The organism is Hymenobacter volaticus (assembly GCF_022921055.1).
Classification (GTDB): Bacteria; Bacteroidota; Bacteroidia; order Cytophagales; family Hymenobacteraceae; genus Hymenobacter; species Hymenobacter volaticus.
The window spans coordinates 20,239-40,492 of sequence record NZ_CP095062.1 but is presented as its reverse complement, the minus strand read 5'-3'; the positions used below and the strand labels follow the sequence as shown (position 1 = coordinate 40,492).

At 50.4% G+C, this 20,254-nt stretch carries 12 protein-coding genes, 3 rRNA genes and 1 pseudogene; 11 read left to right on the top strand and 5 right to left on the bottom strand.

Annotated features, from left to right (window positions below; all coding sequences use genetic code 11):
- The first annotated feature begins 6 nt into the window (after positions 1-6).
- From MUN86_RS23395 to MUN86_RS23360, 8 genes are all read left to right on the top strand, one after another.
- Entirely contained in the window at positions 7-618 is a 612-nt protein-coding gene (locus MUN86_RS23395; protein ID WP_245126093.1) for a gluconate 2-dehydrogenase subunit 3 family protein, read from the top strand.
- A gap of 174 nt (positions 619-792) precedes the next feature.
- On the top strand, positions 793-2,058 hold the full coding sequence (locus MUN86_RS23390; protein WP_245126091.1) for a nucleoside permease: 1,266 nt from the start codon (positions 793-795) through the stop codon (positions 2,056-2,058).
- A 24-nt stretch (positions 2,059-2,082) separates the two neighbouring features.
- Positions 2,083-3,234 (top strand): Gfo/Idh/MocA family protein, encoded by a 1,152-nt coding sequence (locus MUN86_RS23385; RefSeq protein ID WP_245126089.1) that lies wholly within the window; start codon positions 2,083-2,085, stop codon positions 3,232-3,234.
- Between the two features lie 7 nt (positions 3,235-3,241).
- Positions 3,242-4,294: a sugar phosphate isomerase/epimerase family protein gene (locus MUN86_RS23380; RefSeq protein ID WP_245126087.1), complete on the top strand. Its 1,053-nt coding sequence runs from the start codon at positions 3,242-3,244 to the stop codon at positions 4,292-4,294.
- Positions 4,295-4,305: 11 nt separating this feature from the next.
- The gene (locus MUN86_RS23375; RefSeq protein WP_245126085.1) at positions 4,306-4,779 is read left to right on the top strand and encodes a c-type cytochrome; all 474 of its coding nucleotides are present in this window, start codon (positions 4,306-4,308) and stop codon (positions 4,777-4,779) included.
- A gap of 60 nt (positions 4,780-4,839) precedes the next feature.
- Entirely contained in the window at positions 4,840-5,727 is an 888-nt protein-coding gene (locus tag MUN86_RS23370; RefSeq protein WP_245126083.1) for a hydroxypyruvate isomerase family protein, read from the top strand.
- Positions 5,728-5,772: 45 nt separating this feature from the next.
- Positions 5,773-6,648, top strand: coding sequence for a sugar phosphate isomerase/epimerase family protein (locus MUN86_RS23365; RefSeq protein ID WP_245126081.1), 876 nt, complete (start codon positions 5,773-5,775; stop codon positions 6,646-6,648).
- A 194-nt stretch (positions 6,649-6,842) separates the two neighbouring features.
- On the top strand, positions 6,843-7,631 hold the full coding sequence (locus tag MUN86_RS23360; RefSeq protein WP_245126079.1) for a 3-keto-disaccharide hydrolase: 789 nt from the start codon (positions 6,843-6,845) through the stop codon (positions 7,629-7,631).
- An 18-nt stretch (positions 7,632-7,649) separates the two neighbouring features.
- Here MUN86_RS23360 and MUN86_RS23355 read toward each other — a convergent pair whose 3' ends face one another.
- On the bottom strand, positions 7,650-8,534 hold the full coding sequence (locus tag MUN86_RS23355) for a sugar phosphate isomerase/epimerase family protein (RefSeq protein WP_245126077.1): 885 nt from the start codon (positions 8,532-8,534) through the stop codon (positions 7,650-7,652).
- A 513-nt stretch (positions 8,535-9,047) separates the two neighbouring features.
- On the opposite strand from MUN86_RS23355, the gene MUN86_RS23350 reads away from it, so the two are divergent.
- Positions 9,048-9,611 carry an FKBP-type peptidyl-prolyl cis-trans isomerase gene (locus MUN86_RS23350; RefSeq protein ID WP_245126075.1) on the top strand — a complete coding sequence of 188 codons (564 nt, stop codon included), beginning with the start codon at positions 9,048-9,050 and terminating at the stop codon, positions 9,609-9,611.
- A gap of 560 nt (positions 9,612-10,171) precedes the next feature.
- Here MUN86_RS23350 and rrf read toward each other — a convergent pair.
- From rrf to MUN86_RS23330, 4 genes are all read right to left on the bottom strand, one after another.
- Positions 10,172-10,283 (bottom strand): 5S ribosomal RNA (rrf, locus tag MUN86_RS23345).
- 99 nt (positions 10,284-10,382) lie between these two features.
- Positions 10,383-13,293 (bottom strand): 23S ribosomal RNA (locus tag MUN86_RS23340).
- A 237-nt stretch (positions 13,294-13,530) separates the two neighbouring features.
- Positions 13,531-15,044, bottom strand: a 16S ribosomal RNA gene (locus tag MUN86_RS23335).
- Together the 16S, 23S and 5S rRNA genes form the textbook arrangement of a ribosomal RNA operon.
- A gap of 815 nt (positions 15,045-15,859) precedes the next feature.
- Positions 15,860-17,308 (bottom strand): amidohydrolase, encoded by a 1,449-nt coding sequence (locus MUN86_RS23330; protein ID WP_245126073.1) that lies wholly within the window; start codon positions 17,306-17,308, stop codon positions 15,860-15,862.
- Positions 17,309-18,363: 1,055 nt separating this feature from the next.
- On the opposite strand from MUN86_RS23330, the gene MUN86_RS23325 reads away from it, so the two are divergent.
- Complete coding sequence (locus MUN86_RS23325) at positions 18,364-18,810, top strand: efflux RND transporter periplasmic adaptor subunit (protein WP_245126071.1); 447 nt, start codon at positions 18,364-18,366, stop codon at positions 18,808-18,810.
- Positions 18,811-18,964: 154 nt separating this feature from the next.
- Positions 18,965-19,881: pseudogene (locus MUN86_RS23320) on the top strand (pirin family protein).
- Positions 19,882-20,254 lie beyond the last annotated feature (373 nt).

The window sequence follows — 20,254 nt, the reverse complement described above, 5'->3', positions numbered from 1 at the left end:
ACCGATATGAACCGCAGAGACGCCCTCGCTCGAGTTGCCCTTATTATGGGCAGCACCGTAATAGGTGCCGATTACTTCCTGACTAGCTGCAGCTCGCCTGCTAAAAAAGACGCGCAAACAGGTTCTGAAAAGCCTGTAGCAGCCGCGAAACCTAAGGATATACTCAATCAAAAACAGATTCAATTGCTCGATGAGGTAGGCGAAACCATTTTGCCGGCCACCAAAACGCCTGGAGCAAAAGCCGCGCAAGTAGGCAGCTTCATGGCCGTAATGGTTCGGGACTGCTACACGCCTGAAGATCAAAAGGTGTTCCTCAGTGGCCTCACTCAGCTCGACAACGATTGTAAAAAGCAATACGGCAAGACGTTCCTGGAGTGCGATGCCACCCAGCGGACTGCCTTCCTGACGGCGCGCGACAAAGAGCAGAGGGCCTTCACCGCTAACCAGCGTAAAGACGACCCAAGCCGGTATTTCCGGATGATGAAGGAGCTAACGTTGCTAGGCTATTTCACCTCCGAGGTGGGTGCCACCAAAGCGCTGCGCTACTTGCCCATTCCTGGCCGCTACGATGGCGACGTGGCATACAAAAAAGGCGACCGCGCTTGGGCTACTACTTAAGCTCAATAGTAACCTAATGAAAGGCTTCGCCTTTCGCGCCTGATCTAATGTCTGCTTGCCAGCACCGGATACTAGCACTGCTGTGCTTCGTAACCGATGCTGGCAAGCAGACGCCTGACCAAGCATTCTGCATTTCTATCATCTGCATTCTGACTGCCCAACCCATCCTAGCTTATGAGTCCTACCATTCGCTTTAAATTGTCCCTGATGATGTTCCTGGAGTTTTTCATCTGGGGCGCCTGGTTTGTAACGTTGGGCACGTACTTGCTGCAAAACCTGCATACCACCGGCACGCAAGTCGGAGTGGCGGTGCTCACGCAGTCGATTGGGGCTATTGTCGCGCCTTTCATTATCGGGCTGATTGCCGACCGGTTCTTCTCGGCTCAAAAGATCTTAGGGGTACTGCACCTGGCTGGAGCGGCCCTGCTCTGGCGGGCTTCAATGGCCGCTGATTTCAGCAGTTTCTACCCCAGCATCCTTACTTACATGATTCTGTACATGCCTACGCTAGCTTTGGTGAATTCCATTTCCTTCCGGCAGATGCAGAACCCGCAGAAGGAATTTGCTATGATCCGGGTACTAGGTACCCTGGGCTGGATTATCGCCGGCCTTACTATTGGTTGGCTGCATTGGGAGCAAAAAGACGCTAGCGGCCTAACCTCTTTGGGGCTTACGTTTAAAATGGCCGCTGTTGCCTCGGCAATACTTGGTGTATTCAGCTTCACCTTGCCTCCCACGCCGCCAATCAAGAAAGAAGGCAAAAGCAGCATCGGCGACATGCTAGGCCTAGAAGCCATTGGGCTGTTAAAAAACCGCTCGTATCTGATTTTCTTTCTGGCTTCGGTAGCTATCTGTGTGCCTCTCTCTTTTTACTACGGCTTCACCAATCCCTTTCTCAATGAGTCCGGCATGAAATCAGCAGCTGGTATTCAAAGCTTGGGGCAAGTATCAGAAGTGTTGTTTATGCTGCTAATTCCCGTGTTCTTCGTTCGCTTGGGCGTCAAGAAGATGCTGGCCATCGGTATGTTGGCGTGGGTGATTCGCTACTTGTTCTTTGCCTATGGCAACGGCGAATCCTCGTATTGGATGCTGGTTGTAGGCATCGTGTTGCACGGCATCTGCTATGACTTCTTCTTCGTAACGGGCCAGATTTACACCGACAACCTAGCGGGCGAGCAGTCAAAAAGCGCTGCCCAAGGTTTTATCACCCTTGCCACCTATGGCGTGGGCATGCTGCTCGGCTCGTTGCTCTCGGGGCAAATTGTGGATGCACACAAAACCAGCGACACCCTGCACGACTGGCAAACCATTTGGCTGATTCCAGCAGCTATAGCGGCGGGAGTATTGGTAGTATTCCTGCTACTGTTCCGCGATAAAAACGCCCCCGTACCCGCCGAAGAAATCAGCTACGCCGAGGCCAATGCCCGCCTCGAGGTATAAGAGTATCAACCACAAACTCAACACATGAAATTACGATTGGGCATGATAGGCGGCGGGCAAGGCGCCTTTATTGGAGCCGTGCACCGTTTAGCCGCCGCCCTCGACGGCATGTATGAATTAACGGCCGGCGCCTTTAGCAGCGACGCCGAAAAATCTCGGGCTACCGGCGTAAGCTTAGGCCTTTCTGCCGACCGAGTATATGCCTCTTACCAGGAACTGATTGAACAAGAAAAGCAGCGTCCCGAAGCTGACCGCGTCCAGGTCATCACCATCGTGACGCCCAACCACCTGCACTTCGAGCCCGCCCGAATGGCCCTCGAAAACGGCTTCCACGTCGTCCTCGACAAGCCGATGACGTTCTCACTTGCCGAGGCGAAACAGCTCGAGCAAGTAGCCGCCACCAGCAGCAAAAAGCTTTGTTTGACCCATACCTACTCCGGCTACCCCATGGTGAAGGAGGCCCGTCAATTAGTTGCCAACGCTACTATTGGCAAGGTCCGGAAGGCGTACGTAGAGTATCCGCAAGGCTGGCTGAGCAACTTCGAGGAAGGTGGCGACAACAAGCAAGCCGCTTGGCGCACCGACCCTGCCCGCAGCGGTATAGCCGGCTCCATGGGCGACATCGGCACGCACGCCTTCAATTTGTTGGAGTACGTAACGGGTCTGCAAGTCACTCAGCTCTGCGCTGACATCAACATTGTGGTAGCCGGCCGCCAACTCGACGATGATGGGTCCGTGCTGCTGAAGCTTTCTAATGGAGCCAGTGCCGTACTTACGGCTTCGCAGATTGCTGCGGGTGAAGAAAACAACATCCGCATCCGGGTGTATGGCGAGCTAGGAGGCCTAGAATGGCAGCAAGCTGATGCTAACACCTTGCAAGTGAAATGGCTGGATAAGCCAACCGAAATTCGGCGGACTGGCACCGGCTACGTTAGCTCGTTTGCGCAGCATAATAGTCGCACACCGGCCGGGCACCCAGAAGGCTACCTCGAAGCGTTTGCCAATCTCTACCGCAATTTTGCTCTTACTTTGCAAGCCGAATTAAGCGGCGAACCTGCCTCGCCCGAAGCCTTAGATTACCCAAGTATTGCTGAAGGCGTGCGGGGTATGGCTTTCATCGAAAGTGTAATTGCCTCGGGTAAATCCGATAAAAAGTGGACTGATTTCCTCGTCTAATCTGCCTATGAAAACCATTCAGGGACCCGCCATTTTCCTGGCTCAATTCATCGGCGACGAGCCGCCCTTCAATAGCCTGGAATCAATCTGCGCCTGGGCCGCTAGCCTTGGCTACAAAGGGGTTCAAATACCTACCACCGACGCGCGCTTCATCGATCTGCAAAAGGCTGCTGAAAGCAAAACCTACGCCGACGAAATCTCTGGCATTGTGCAGGCAGCAGGGCTGCAAATCACCGAGCTTTCCACGCACTTGCAAGGTCAGCTTGTGGCCGTGAATCCCGCTTACGATCAGCTATTTGATGGCTTCGCGCCAGAAACCTACCGCAACAATCCTTCTGCTAGGCAGCAATGGGCCGTGCAGCAGTTGCACTACGCCGCTAAAGCCTCGCAGAATCTAGGTCTTAATGCGCACGCTACGTTTAGTGGAGCTCTGCTCTGGCCCATGGTATACCCTTGGCCCCAGCGCCCGGCTGGGTTGGTGGACACGGGTTTCACGGAGCTTGCACGCCGCTGGACGCCTATTCTTAATGCTTTCGACGAGTGCGGCGTGGATTTGTGCTATGAAGTGCACGCCGGCGAAGACTTGCACGACGGTGTGACCTACGAGATGTTTCTCGACAAAGTCAACCACCACCCGCGTGCGTGCCTGCTCTACGACCCCTCGCACTTCATACTTCAGTGCCTTGACTACCTAGAGTACATCGACCTCTACCACGAGCGCATCAAGATGTTTCACGTCAAGGATGCCGAATTCAACCCAAGCGGCCGACAAGGCGTGTATGGAGGTTACCAGAGCTGGCTCGACCGTGCTGGTCGCTTCCGCTCCCTTGGCGATGGACAAGTAGATTTCAAAGCCATCTTCAGCAAGCTCGCCGCCTACGACTTCCCTGGTTGGGCAGTACTAGAATGGGAGTGCGCCATAAAGCACCCTGAAGACGGTGCGCGCGAAGGCGCTCCGTTCATCAAAGACCACATCATCCGTGTCACTGACAAAGCCTTCGACGATTTTGCGGGTACGGGCACCGATGCCAATTTCAACAAAACCCTGCTAGGGCTATAATCCATCCTAATATGAAAAAGTCCATTCTGTTTTTTGCTGTAGGTGTCGTGCTCGCTGCTTGCGGATCGGAGTCCAAAAGCAATAGCGCCAACGAACCCAGCATGCAGGCCGCGTCGTCCGACGAATTGAAAAGTGACAGCGCTTCGGCTACCAACCTCTCGGCCGTGGCCCACCAGCCACAAGTTGACACCAACGTTACCAAGATTGGCACCGAGCATGCTGGCGGCATCGTGGCCAAGGGTGCCAAGCTCATTACCTCATCGGACTGCACGAGCTGCCACAAAGAGCGCGACAGACTGGTTGGGCCTGCATACACGGCTGTTGCCGAAAAATACCCCTCCACTGATGCCAACATTACTATGCTGGCCAATAAGATCATCCAGGGTGGGAAAGGCAATTGGGGCGAGATTCCGATGACTCCGCATCCAGATTTAGCAGTTGCCGATGCCAAGGAGATGGCCAAGTATATTCTGAGCCTGAAATAGGCAGTGACCACGGGCAAGTAGCCTGTCCTACAAGTTGAACAACCCTACTGTAAATTCGCTATGGCCCCGCTCCCTAACCGCCGCACGGTGCTCAAGAACATCCTGGCCAGTACGGCCGTAGCCGGAACCACGGGCGGATTAAGTGCGCTTATGCCCAAAACCCAACCTGCGGAAGCTCCCGACCTAAAGAACAATATCAATCATTCGGTGTGCCGGTGGTGTTTCAACGACATGCCGCTCGAGCAGCTATGTGCGGCTGCCAAGGGAATGGGCATCAAAGGTATCGATCTAGTAGGGCCCAAAGATTGGCCCACTCTGAAAAAGTACGGTTTGGACTCGCCTATGTGTAATGGCGCGGAAATAAATCTGACGGACGGCTTCAATGATCCGCAGTACCACGCTGCCTTGCTGAAAAACTATTCAGAGATGATTCCGCTAGTGGCCAAAGCGGGATATAAGAATCTGATATGCTTCAGTGGCAACCGCCGGGGTATGGACGACGAAACCGGCCTAAACAACAGCGTAAAAGGTCTCAAACCATTGGTAGATCTAGCAGCCAAGCACAAAGTCGTGCTGGTGATGGAGCTGCTCAATAGTAAAGTCAACCACAAAGACTATCAGTGCGACCGTACGTCGTGGGGAGTTGCGCTTGCTAAAAAGCTAGGCTCGGAGAATTTCAAGCTGCTTTACGACATCTACCATATGCAGATTGATGAGGGTGATGTGATTCGCAACATTACCGACAACCACGCTTATATAGCCCATTATCATACGGCTGGCGTGCCGGGCCGCAATGAAATCGACGACACGCAGGAGCTTTATTATCCCGCCATCATGCGGGCCATTAAGGCTACTGGATTCAAAGGCTATGTGGCGCAGGAATTTATTCCTAAGCAAGCCGACAAGCTAGCTTCTCTAAGGAAAGCTGTTCAGTTATGTGACGTTTAGAAAGCCAAACTACTCTTTCCGCCCATTTCCTTTTCTTTCCAAGTTATGATGAAAAGAAGATCCTTCCTTAAGCAAGCTGGCTTACTGTCAGCAGTTTCCTTGGTAGCACCTAGCAGTTTGCTGGCAGCCCCATCTTCCCTGAAACTTGGCCTGCAGCTGTATACCTTGCGCGACTACATTGGCAAGGACGTAAAGGGCGTACTAGCTAAAGTAGCCAAGGCTGGCTATCAGGAAGTGGAAACCTATGGCTATAGCAAAGAAAACGGATTTTGGGGCTTGAGTCCATCTGAATTCAAGGCTGTCTTAACCGCTAACGGCCTAACTACTTCCAGCGGGCACTACGAAATGAATGGTTTCGTGCGGGATGGCAACCCGGAAGCGCTGAACTCCTATATCGAAGCTGCCAAAATTTGCGGCCAGAAGTACATAGTGGTTCCTCACCTCGACGACAAGCTTCGCACGTCGGTAGCCGACTTTAAAGCCATTGCCGAGAAGGTCAACAAAGCGGGCCAGCTATGCAAGGCTGCGGGCCTGCGTGTAGCCTATCACAATCACGATTTCGAATACAAAGCAATAGGCGGCGTCACGCTGTTCGATGTATTGCTCAAGGAAACAGACCCGGCGTTAGTAGATTTCGAGCTTGATTTATATTGGGTGGTGCGCGCAGGCCTCGACCCTGTCAAGCTGATGGCATCGAATCCTAAGCGTTTCTCTATGTGGCATGTCAAAGACATGGACAAAGCGCAGCCCGAGCACAACACCGAAGTAGGCGCAGGTACTATTGACTTCAAAAAGATATTCCAGAGCCCTTCGTCTTCCGGGCTGAAGCACATATTCATGGAGCAGGAATACTTTGCCATAGACGCCTTCCAAAGCATCAGCCAAAGTGCTGCCTATATCAAAAAGAACCTGCTGTCTTAAGTCCTGAATAGCTGCTCTTTTGCCAAAATGCAACATTGGTAAAAGGCAGCTATATCAGTACCACCACTAAGTCTGCTTGGTAGGACTTGCACTCAGTGCGTGCAAGCAGTCTAATCTGTGTCTTTTGATTTGGTATTCCTGCGCCTACAGCTTACCCTGTCTTAAAAAACCCACCCGTTCCAACTGCTTTTCACATGAAAGTATCTCTCCTTGTTGCTGCCGCATTGCTCATCAGCGGTGCTCAAACATTGAAAGCCCAGCAAGCTGGCAAGCCGGAAGACACTGAAGTTTGGGAACCTGTACCAAAAGTGGTAGCTCCCGGTGTTAGCAGCACCGCGGCTCCTTCTGATGCGCTCATCCTTTTCGATGGCAAAAACCTCGATCAATGGGTGTCTACCGACGACCGAAATGCCCCTGCTAAGTGGACAGTGGCTGGTGGCATAATGACGGTGAATAAGACGGCAGGCAACATCGAAACTAAGCGTTCTTTCACCAACTACCAATTGCACTTGGAATGGCGTGTACCTGCTAACATTAGCGGTACAGGGCAAGCTCGTGGGAACAGCGGCTTATTTTTAGCCTCTATAGGCAAAGGTGACGCAGGCTACGAGCTCCAAATCCTAGACTCCTACAACAATAAGACCTACGTCAACGGCATGGCGGGCAGTATTTACAAGCAAATAATCCCGCTAGCAAACCCTACACGCAAGCCCGGTGAATGGCAGACCTACGACGTAATTTGGACGGCACCTACCTTTGCTGCTGGTGGCGCCGTCCAAACTCCTGCCCGAGTAACTGTCCTCTTCAACGGTGTGCTCGTTCAAAATAATGTAAGTCTACTAGGACCTACAGTGTACATCGGCAAACCTACTTACCAAAATCACGGAGCGGCGCCAATCAAGCTTCAATCGCACGGCGATAAAAGCGAACCACTAAGCTTCCGTAACATCTGGATACGAGAGCTCCCAGTAGTAGCCCAATAAGCTGCTGAAAAAGTAAGATTACACCAAATTCTTCTTGATGTATGTAATGCTCTTGGTGACGCTATCGAAAGGCGAACCAGGAGTAGCATCTTGTTCTACAAAGAAGTATTGTAAGCCTGCCAAATCAGCTTGCGCAAATATTTTTTTGAAGTCAATGCTGCCGTTGCCAACCTCCGTAAACGCTTGTTGAGGCGTCTTGTCCATGTCTTTCACATGCCAAAGCGGGAAACGGCCAGGATGCTGCTTAAATAGAGCGAGTGGATCCTGGCCGGCTTTGCTCACCCAATACAGATCAAGTTCCATTTTCACTAACTGCTTATCAGTTCCAGTAAGCAGCAGATTGAATGGCAACTGCCCGTCCTGCGCTTTAAACTCGAAATCGTGGTTGTGATAGCAAAGCTGTATGCCTGCTTTTTTGCACCGTTCTCCGGCCTTATTTAGCTGCTCGGCTACATACTTATAGTGGTCTAGATTCCCACGCTCCGCTTCCGACAGGTAAGAACACACCATGTATTTCACACCGGCAGCAGCAGCATCGTCTACAGCTTGGTCCCATCCATGTAGCATTGTTCCCTGTACCGGTGCCCCTTTCATTTGCTCTTCACCTAGCCGATAATGGCTGCTTGGCATGATTAACCCATTTTGCTTAAGTAGAGCAGCAAAGGCTTTAGGCGTCATCCCATAGAATTTCTGGGAGCCAGTATAGGTAGCCCCTTCCACCGAGTTATACCCTATCTTTGCTAACCTAGCCAAGGTTCCTGCTGGATCTTTTTCCATGGCCTCACGCACGGTGTAAAGTTGTAGACCCACATAGCGTTTATTATAGGCTAGCAATGAGGGTGAAATCAGCAAGCCTGTCGAGAGCAGTGCAGCAGAGGTTAAGAACGATCTACGAGTTGTCATGATGAGTGGGTTAGAAAGAGAAGTAGGCAATCTAGGACGGCTAGAAACAAGTTGAAGCAGAGAATATATTTCCCCTATTCCATCGAATCGTTAGGAAAGTACTGGATATACATGGTACCCATTGGAAAAACAAGCAAGCTGAAGCTGTCCTCTCTGGTACAAACTATGATTAATTCTGCATATGTATACAACTATTGGTCCACAGATAACAAATAAAAATTTAAATATTCAATATAATAAAACAAAAGGTTAACCTTTAAACGTATATAAGCCGGATACTGAAAAGTGCAAATATGTTATATTAGTACTAATTTTAATGATAATCGTTACTTTGCCTGTACAGCTGAAGCATCGCTCATTTCTAAGAGTCAATTCTATCAATACTGCTTAAAGGAAAACTATACTGTAAATAATTAATTTTTATTAGCCCAAGTCTTGGCCTGATCTGTGCTCCTGCATTCATCTGCAAACTGTTTTAGATAAGCATTTTACAACGCTCTTTTGTCGCTCCCAATGTCTACACATCAAATTCCCTTTCTACGCCTTAGCCGTGTCTTGGCTTACGGATTAGCCGTGTTTGCGGCTCCCTTGCTTTTCGCTGCTTGCAATGGCAACGACATCGATATCGATGAACTCAATGCGCAAGCTTTGTTGCGTCAAAAGCAAGTACGAACAACCGATTCTTTGGCAATCACTAAGTATATAGCCGATAGTAGCTTCACCAATGTGCAGCGGCAACCATCAGGTTTGTATATCGTCACCAAGAAAGCCGGTACTGGTGCTATACCACAGCCTGGTCAGCAAGCGTCTGTTATATACAAAGGCACTTTTCTAAATAACCGCATATTCGACCAATCAAAACCAGGCACTGATGGGAAGATTGCCCCATTCACTTTCTTTTTAGGCAGAGGCCAAGTCATTGCCGGTTGGGATGAAGGCATTGGATTGATGCACAAAGGGCAAAAAGCTATTCTATTAATTCCTTCAGCTTTAGCTTACGGTCCAACTGGTGCACAGAACACTATTCCTCCGGATACTCCTCTACGCTTTGATGTAGAACTAACCGATATAAAATAAAGCCTGCTGACTCAAACAAGAAAAAAGCACGTTGCCCTAACCATGTAGTTAGGGCAACGTACTTTTTTCTTGTCTGAGTCGGCAGACGTCAACGGCGCCTATATCGTTGTTCAGGACGAAACGGTTGTTTAGCATCCGCAAAATTACTTATGGTTGTTTTTCTAAAGAATCCCGTAACTGTCAGAAACTTAGAATCATAGCTCATTATTGGAACGCTGTCGTAAGTCGGTCTGACATTGAATTGTTGCCAATCCCAAAAAGCATTCTCTATTTTCTGCCTGACATGAGGCAAATAGAACAGAGCAGAATACTGGTTATACTTCACGTTCATGTCTCGTAAGCTAGAGTAATTCTCGAACTCGGTTTTCGTCATCCACGAATACAACTTATAGTATTAACTTCTGTAATAGTGTGTTAGAGCTTTGAGTAAACGAATATAGTCCTTAACGTGAATTGAAGGTATACCAACAATACAATAAATATTTACCACGCAAGGGTAAAACGCAAACCGCCCCTCGACGGCAGGGGCCGGAGGGGCGGACAAGCACTCTACTAAGTAAGGTTGGCGGCGACCGACTCTCCCACCGATGAAGGCAGTACCATAGGCGCTCCGGGGCTTAACGACTCTGTTCGGAATGGGAAGAGGTGAACACCCGGGCTAAAGCCACCATTACTGGCAACCGGTCGTCCCTTACGAAACTCGACAACCGGCCTATATCATTGACACAAGGACAAGAGAGAAAAAAAGTACCCCATGTAAGGAGTCTGTACTGCTAGAAGCGTTCGAGTCATTAGTACGGGTCAGCTGTGGCATTCCGGCCTCTACACTTCCCGCCTATCCACGTGGTCATCTCCCACGACTCTTCCTATATCGGAGATCTCATCTTCAGGTGAGTTTCGCACTTAGATGCTTTCAGCGCTTATCTCATCCGAGCGTCGCTACCCGGCGCTGCAGCTGGCGCCACAACCGGTACACGAGCGGCTCGTCCAACTCGGTCCTCTCGTACTAAAGTCAGGTCCTGTCAAATCTCCAACGCCCACCACAGATAGGGACCGAACTGTCTCACGACGTTCTGAACCCAGCTCGCGTGCCACTTTAATCGGCGAACAGCCGAACCCTTGGGACCTTCTCCAGCCCCAGGACGTGACGAGCCGACATCGAGGTGCCAAACCTCCCCGTCGATATGAGCTCTTGGGGGAGATCAGCCTGTTATCCCCGGCGTACCTTTTATCCTTTGAGCGATGGCCCTTCCATGCGGAACCACCGGATCACTATATCCGTCTTTCGACCCTGCTCGGCTTGTGGGCCTCACAGTCAAGCCCGCTTCTGCTATTGCGCTCTACGTCCGGTTACCAAGCGGACTGAGCGGACCTTTGAAAGCCTCCGATACGCTTTTGGAGGCGACCACCCCAGTCAAACTACCCAGCAGACACTGTTTCCGTATTCCAGATTAGGCACCAAACAACACAAGGGTGGTATTTCAACGGCGACTCCCCAAGACCTAGCGGCCCTGGCTCAACGTCTCCCACCTATGCTACACATGTGTTGTCCAGCGTCAATGTCAACCTATAGTAAAGGTGCACGGGGTCTTTCCGTCCCGTGGCGGGTACTCGGCATCTTCACCGAGACTACAATTTCACCGAGCTCACCGCTGAGACAGCGCCCAGATCGTTACACCATTCGTGCAGGTCGGAACTTACCCGACAAGGAATTTCGCTACCTTAGGACCGTTATAGTTACGGCCGCCGTTTACCGGGGCTTCGATTCAAACCTTCGCCTTGCGACTAAGTTCCCCTCTTAACCTTCCGGCACCGGGCAGGTGTCAGACCTTATACTTCCGCTTGCGCGTTCGCAAAGTCATGTGTTTTTGTTAAACAGTCGCCTGGGCCTTTTCACTGCGGCTTCTCCTATTGCTAGGAGGAAGCGTCCCTTCTCCCGAAGTTACAGGACCATTTTGCCGAGTTCCTTAGCGGTGATTCACTCGAGCCCCTCAGGATGCTCTCCTTGACTACCTGTGTCGGTTTGCGGTACGGGTTATTCTTCAGTAAACGCTTAGCAGGTTTTCTTGACAGTCTGATTAGGTACACTATCCCGTTGGCCGAAGCCGCCAGGTACTATCAGGTTTCAGCTAGTCGAGCGTACTTAACTACTCAACCAATACCTACGCCCTTTAACGAGCACTTCCGTCCGCTCGCGGTACTTTCACTCCTGCGTCACTGCATCACTCCAAAGAATAAGTGCGGGAATATCAACCCGCTGTCCATCGACGTAGCCTCTCGGCCTAGCCTTAGGTCCCGACTAACCCTGCTCCGATTAGCGTTGAGCAGGAAACCTTAGTCTATCGGGGAGGGGGTTTCTCACCCCCTTTATCGTTACTCATGCCTACATTTGCTTTTCTCGCCGCTCCAGCAACCCTGACAGGTCACCTTCACCGCTGACGAGAATGCTCCCCTACCACTTAGTCTAAAGACTAAATCCATCGCTTCGGTACCGGACTTGATGCCCGCGTATTATCGATGCCCTCTCGCTCGACCAGTGAGCTGTTACGCACTCTTTAAAGGAATGGCTGCTTCCAAGCCAACCTCCTGGCTGTCAAAGCAAGTGGACCTCCTTTGTTCAACTTAGTCCGAATTTAGGGACCTTAGCGGATGGTCTGGGTTCTTTCCCTCTCGGCCTGGGACCTTAGCACCCCAAGCCTCACTGCCGGCTATATTACGTGGCATTCGGAGTTCATCAGGATTCGGTAGGCTGTGACACCCCCTAGTCCTATTGGTAGCTCTACCTCCACGTAACTCAACGCCGACGCTGTACCTAAATACATTTCGGGGAGTACGAGCTATTTCTCAGTTTGATTGGCCTTTCACCCCTACCCACAAGTCATCCAAATCCTTTTCAACGGAAACTGGTTCGGCCCTCCAGGTGGTGTTACCCAACCTTCAGCCTGCTCATGGGTAGATCACAAAGTTTCGCGTCTACCCCCCCTGACTCTGCGCCCTATTCAGACTCGCTTTCGCTGCGGCTCCAAGTCTTCAGACTTTTAACCTTGCCAGAGAGGAGTAACTCGTAGGCTCATTATGCAAAAGGCACGCCATCAGCCCACGTAAGGCCTCTGACCGCTTGTAAGCACACGGTTTCAGGTTCTTTTCACTCCGGTATTCCCGGTTCTTTTCACCTTTCCCTCACGGTACTAGTTCACTATCGGTCTCTCAGGAGTATGTAGCCTTGGCGGATGGTACCGCCGGATTCAGACGGGATTTCGCTGGTCCCGCCTTACTCAGGAATCCTCTACCGTACTTGATCAGTTCGCTTACCGGACTCTCACCGTCTCTGGTTGACTTTCCCACGTCATTCAGCTAAGATCAAATAATCAGATGTTGAGGTCCTACAACCCCGCGCTGGCCGTAACCAACCCGGTTTGGGCTTGTCCCCGTTCGCTCGCCACTACTTGGGGAATCATTGTTATTTTCTGTTCCTGCAGGTACTTAGATGTTTCAGTTCCCTGCGTTTGCCCCATCCTTCACAAGGAAGGTGGTCTCTAGTCTTCAACTAGAGGGGTTGCCCCATTCGGAAATGCGTGGATCACCAGGTATGTGCCCTTCCCCACGCCTTATCGCAGCTTATCGCGTCCTTCGTCGCCTCTGAGAGCCTAGGCATCCCCCGTGTGCCCTTATCTACTTCTGGTGTGCTCCCTTCCCGAAGGAAGGAAGCGACTCCTGACCACTCGCTCGAAAGCAAGCAATCAAGTATACTTTGTTTTCTCTCTTGTTACCTTACGTCAAAGAACATCTGACCTCCGATGAGGTCAATGTAGAAGCAGTGGGTTGCCCGCACTGCTTCTGTAAATCTGAATGAAGGAAAAGACAGCTTGATAAGCCGAGCGGGTAAGCCTACGGGCAACTCCGAGTCGGATTGCTCCAGAAAGGAGGTGATCCAGCCGCACCTTCCGGTACGGCTACCTTGTTACGACTTAGCCCCAGTTACCTGTTCTACCCTAACTGGCTTCTGTGACGAGCACCAGCTTCAGGTCTACCAGACTTCCATGGCTTGACGGGCGGTGTGTACAAGGCCCGGGAACGTATTCACCGCGTCATTGCTGATACGCGATTACTAGTGATTCCAGCTTCACGAAGTCGAGTTGCAGACTTCGATCCGAACTGAGAACGGCTTTCTGAGATTGGCATCACATCACTGTGTAGCGACCCTCTGTACCGTCCATTGTAGCACGTGTGTAGCCCTAGGCGTAAGGGCCATGATGACCTGACGTCGTCCCCGCCTTCCTCACTGCTTGCGCAGGCAGTCCATCTAGAGTCCCCGGCATAATCCGCTGGCAACTAAATGTAGGGGTTGCGCTCGTTGCGGGACTTAACCCAACACCTCACGGCACGAGCTGACGACGGCCATGCAGCACCTTGCTTTGTGTCCCGAAGGAAAGGCTCATCTCTGAACCGGTCACGCGCATTCTAGCCTAGGTAAGGTTCCTCGCGTATCATCGAATTAAACCACATGCTCCACCACTTGTGCGGGCCCCCGTCAATTCCTTTGAGTTTCACTCTTGCGAGCGTACTCCCCAGGTGGGATACTTACCGCTTTCGCTAAGCCAGTGACACTGTATCGCCACCAGCGAGTATCCATCGTTTACGGCGTGGACTACCAGGGTATCTAATCCTGTTCGCTCCCCACGCTTTCGTGCCTCAGTGTCAGTACCAGCCTAGTCAGCTGCCTACGCAATCGGGGTTCTGGATGCTATCTATGCATTTCACCGCTACAGCATCCATTCCGCCAACCTCGTCTGGACTCAAGCTCGCCAGTATCCAGGGCAGTTCCACAGTTGAGCTGTGGGCTTTCACCCCGGACTTAACAAGCCACCTACGCACCCTTTAAACCCAATAAATCCGGACAACGCTTGCACCCTCCGTATTACCGCGGCTGCTGGCACGGAGTTAGCCGGTGCTTATTCCTCAGGTACCGTCAGTGTACCACGCATGGTCGTTTTCTTCCCTGAGAAAAGCCGTTTACAACCCAGAAGGCCTTCATCCGGCACGCGGCATGGCTGGGTCAGGCTCTCGCCCATTGCCCAATATTCCCTACTGCTGCCTCCCGTAGGAGTCTGGCCCGTATCTCAGTGCCAGTGTGGGGGATCACCCTCTCAGGTCCCCTAAGCATCGTCGCCATGGTGGGCCGTTACCCCGCCATCTAGCTAATGCTACGCAACCCCATCCTTGACCAATAAATCTTTCCCCGCGCCTGATGCCAGGCCCGGGAGGTATGCGGTATTAATCCGCCTTTCGGCGGGCTATCCCCCAGTCAAGGGCAGGTTGGTTACGCGTTACGCACCCGTGCGCCACTAGTGGTATTGCTACCACCCGTTCGACTTGCATGTATTAGGCCTGCCGCTAGCGTTCATCCTGAGCCAGGATCAAACTCTCCATTGTATAAAATATGCTACACCCATGCGAACATGAGTGGATGTCGAGTGCTGATCCGACTCGTGTTAACGAGTTGCCTCGTTGTCTTACGCGTCTGTTGCTTCGTCTTCACGTGCGGCGAAAACGAAGCCTTACCAATTTGTCTTTTCCAAACATTCAAAGAACGTGCGCTCGTCCCAATCGGACAAACTCAGCGAGCAGGTAAACCAGCTCCGTTGTAGGTAGCAACCCCGAGCGGGTCGCCTTTCAATAAACACCTGCGAGCAAGCGTTTCGTTCACTCTAACCTCTCTTTTTTCCAGTGGCCTGACCACCGTGTAAGCGAAGCGGGGTGCAAAGGTAACACCCGATTTTAGTTTTGCAAGCACCGGGCAAAAAATTATTTTTTGTTTTCTGCAACGGCTCGTGTCTGTGTCTTCGTACGATGCTACCGGTTGTAGCTTGCTAGCGAAGCGGGGTGCAAAAGTAGGAAAGCTTTCGTTGTTACCAAATCCTCTCACTACTTTTTCTGAAAATATTTTAACGCCTCTACTCACGCCTGGGACGCGAGAGATCTGAAAAGCCGCTAACCGAAAAGATTCCTACAGCACTAAACTTTTTCTAGAGTCCAATTTTAGGCTATTCATGCATACCTCATACTCCTTTATATGTATAGAGGAGTATACAGCGCTTGGATATTAATTTGTGCTTGTAGTGACTGTTGGCTTCTCGTAAGGACCTTGTGAACGTCAAAGGCAACCATACTATGAACTTCTAGCCAATCCTTACGAAGCATTTACTGGCTTTAATACTCCTGATAGTTACTAATAGATGATTTGTAACCTAGTCTCGATAATTGAGGGCTGGTTTACGATCCCCTAGTAAAGGCTTATAGGTATAGGATCCAACGTCATTCTTGAACTCGGTTTTCGCCTGCTGCAACAAATTGGGTGTGGTAAATAGGTCAATAGCAGTTAACGCCATTGTTTTGGCTGCTACTGCCATGCCCTTAGTACCTATTTCGGTGCCGTCGCATGCCACGGCTTGCCAACTGTGAGCAGGTGTTCCTGGTACCCAAGTAGCCGCCTCCATACCAACAGTGGGCACTACATAACTCACATCACCTACATCGGTACTTCCTCCTCCCTCGCGAGTTTCAAATTTTCCAACAGTTGCTGCTGCGGTTAGGGGTGGCACTGTGAAGCCTAGTGAAGTTTGAATTTTGCGCCCAAACTCCGTTTCCTGTGCGTTGTATGTCACTCCGCCAACTTGGTCGAGGTTGCGTTGTAAGGCTCGGGCTAGCGTTTCATTGAGTAACAAATCATGCGTGCCTCCAATAACTTCGTAGTCCATGGTTGTTCCGGTGCCTAGCGCGGCACCTTCGGCTGCTTTTACTACTCGCTCGAAAATCTGTTTGACATCGTCTTTCTTGGGGTGCCGCACATAGTAATACACTTCTGCAAAATCGGGCACGACATTGGGGGCTTTGCCACCACTGGTAATCACATAGTGAATGCGGGTTTCTTGCGGTATGTGTTCACGCATTAGGTTCACCATGTGATTCATGGCTTCCACGGCGTCTAAAGCACTTCGACCACGCTCTGGTGCCATAGCTGCGTGCGCTGATATGCCGTGAAAACGAAATTTGGCAGAAGAATTTGCTAGATAGTTGTTCATCATCGCGCGGTTCTCGCTTCCTGGGTGCCAGTGTACAACGGCATCAACATCCTTGAACAACCCTGCCCGCACCATATATACTTTACCACTACCGCCTTCTTCCGCCGGAGTACCATATACTCTTACAGTACCCTTGATTTTACTGGCGGCCAATAGTTTTTTTAATTCAATACCAGCCGCCACACTAGCAGTGCCAAACAGGTTGTGCCCACACCCGTGGCCCGCATCTTGGCCAGCAATTGGGCTTTTTTCTGGCGTAGCTTGTTGCGATAACCCTGGTAAGGCATCATACTCGGCGAGAAGTCCGATAACTGGTTTACCGCTTCCATATGTCGCAACGAAAGCAGTAGGGATGTCTGCAACGCCCACTTGCACATCAAATCCTTGTTCACGCAATGTTTGCTGTAACAAAGCCGAGCTTTGAGTTTCCTTGTACCCAACTTCTGCATACTTCCAGATCTGCAAGGCAATTTTGCTGTAGGCCTGATAGTCTGCTTCTATATTCTTAAGGACTTGCTCTTTCACAGCATTGCTGCGGCCTGGCTTTTCTTTAGGCACAGGCACAGCTGATAAGGACAAGACAGCAAGTAGCAGAATGGGGATAGTTAATTTCATATGCTTCAGGATTTCAAGAAGGTAAATAAAGCAAGTATTAGTTATCCCTCTTATAGCGTCACTTCATAATAAGCAATAAATGATTATGCTCCAGTCTGACTTTTTACAATCTGCTTTGACTACTCTGCTGTCTAAGTTAGACAGAGATACAAAGCTCAATTGGAAGAGTATATTCTGTGTGCGGAGGAATTTTACGATAGGCCTGCTGTCATATAGCTTTGGTGCCACCTATTTATAAGGCATATGAATTACCATCGTCTCGCTGAAGGTAGATATCAGCCTTTTAAATTCTTGATAGCATTGGGGAAGTAGCTCGAGTTTTCTAATACCATTTTTTCCTGCTACTAATTGTTTGTGTGGCCTAACGCCTGAGTGGACAAGAAAATCTTCGGAAAGCAATATGCTTTATGATTGATTATCAGTGATGCTAACTTAGAGGTAAGCACCTTACCAAAAGGTAGGTACTTGATATTCATAAAGCTCTCCCCGACATTTGCTGCATGCTTGCTGACCGCAGCCAGCGCTTCGTATTTATGCTTTCGCTATAATGACAAGCTTGTAGAACAGATTGGCTTACATAATCTGCTAAACTATTAGCATGCCTCTTTCTTCATTCCCTATATAATAAAACTATTTATTAATTTGTGTACATACATACAATGTATGTACATTTGTACCGATGATTTAAGTGTCTAATGATTACATATGCACTGCCAAATCCATGGTGATTCTACACGGGAGTCATCTGGCAGCAATAGTTGGGGTGCTCTTACCACCCAAGCTGCTCTTGCTAACAACACAACCTCAATTTGCTTGCACTCGATTAGGGCCCGTCCTATTCAGTCTGTGATGCAACTGACATCAACACAATGTTTTATTTAAAAAAAATGGTCGTGGCCTTGTTGGCTGTGTCAACAGGTGCTGATACAGACTTGATAAGCAGCAAGTCAGATGACCAATTACTACCAGAACTAGTTGGCTTAGAATCGGATGTTCGGCGAGCAAACTGGCAAGCTGCTGGATTCTTAGGCGCCTCACTAGGAACAGGTACTGTTATGCGTAGCCGCTCCTACAAGCTGTTGACTTCAACGAAGGGACGCATCAACGACGTTTTCTTTCAGGCAGGTCAGCAGGTACGCAAAGGTGATATTTTGGTAAAATTCGCTGACCAAAGCTTCTTGGTAGCACCAGCCCACGGAATAGTAACCCAACGCTTGGTAGAAACCGGTGAGTACCTGCAAGGCGGTGTAGCCGTTGCTAGTTTCGTAGAGCTGTCGTCTGTACGGTTGCAACTGGCAACAGACAACCACGCCTCAGCTTTACACCCCGGGCAACTGGTGCAGGTACAAAGCCGCGACCAACCTAACCAAGGAATGACTGCTTCTGTTGTGGCTAGCACCTTGGAAGACGAATTGCTTACGTTGGATTTACGCCTGCGAACTTCCAGCCCGGAACCGCTGGAAGCAGGTACTCCTATCCAGGTACATGCGCTTCAGTTTTGAAAAAACTAAAGTCTTGGTGTTGAAAGCCATAGCGACCTGTTTGCACTGACCACACGCAAACGCAGTGGAGGATGCGGCACGTTGGGCATCGCTAGCCTACAGATCGCTAGGAAGCTTTTCTAGCATCAGGTTTAACGCTTACTCCCTTTGCCTTATGCTTGACTTGGTTATTGGCGCTCGGCTTACTTCCATTGGCCCGTTTGAAGTCCGTCGGATATTGCCCTATCGACTGCGGCGCATGCTGGGGCCGTTCATTTTTATGGACCATGCTGGCCCGGTAAACGCTGTACCCGAGAAACAGTCGGCGCTGGATGTGCTGCCCCATCCGCACATTGGGCTATCCACGGTCAGCTACCTATTTGGGGCCAAGTAACCCACCGCGACAGTTTGGGTGTTGAGCAAATCATTCGGCCGGGTGAAGTGAACTGGATGACGGCTGGCAGCGGTATTGCGCATTCAGAGCGTTTTGAAGACCCGGTAGCATTGGCAGGTGGCGCGCTGGAAATGCTGCAAACCTGGGTAGCGCTGCCCGAGGCAGTTGAGGAAATGGCTCCCACATTCACTAACTATCAACCGCACGAGTTACCTGTCTTCACTGATCAAGGTGTATGGATGCGCTTAATTGCGGGTGATGCCTTTGGCTTACGCAACGATGTAAAAACTCATTCGCCTCTCTTCTATCTGCATGTTGTGCTTGAAACTGGCGCTCGTTTTGGCTTACCCCGCGGATTTCCGGAACGCGGTGCTTACGTGGCCAAAGGAAGTGTGGAAATAGGTGGGCGGACCTATGGTATGGGGCAATTATTGGTTTTTACGCCTGGCATTGACCCAATACTAGTAGCTCGTGAGCCAAGTACACTAATGCTATTAGGGGGCGAACCGCTGGGCGAGCGGTATATCTGGTGGAACTTCGTATCGTCGCGCAGAGAACGAATAGAACAGGCCAAGGCTGATTGGAAGGCGGGCCGTATTGCGCTGCCACCTAATGACAACACCGAATTTGTGCCTCTACCGGAAGACAAGACCCGACCCGCCGTAACGGGCTCCCCACCGCCACAGGCTTTATCTTGATTAGTGTTTTTGAGCGCATCAAAAGCCATTTCATGCTTTAATACAGGCTTATTAGTCCTGCTACTTGCTGACGAGAGGTACAGCTTACCAAAAGCTGTGTTAGAGCCTCATGTTAGTTTTCAGTATTGCTAGCAATTTCATCAACTGTTCTTATCGAAACAGTTGTATTGTAAAGACAGCATGTGCTTTACGCAGAAAAACTTCTAGTATTTGTAGACTGGTTTGTCTTTTTCAACCATTATCTTGAAACAATACTAGCACGTCTTTGTATGTAACAGCTTTCGATTCGATTTTCGACCCAATATCCGTTTTGGTCTAAACTCAAACTCAGAATTATGAAAACCCATTAATCCTACTTATTCTTGATAGATAG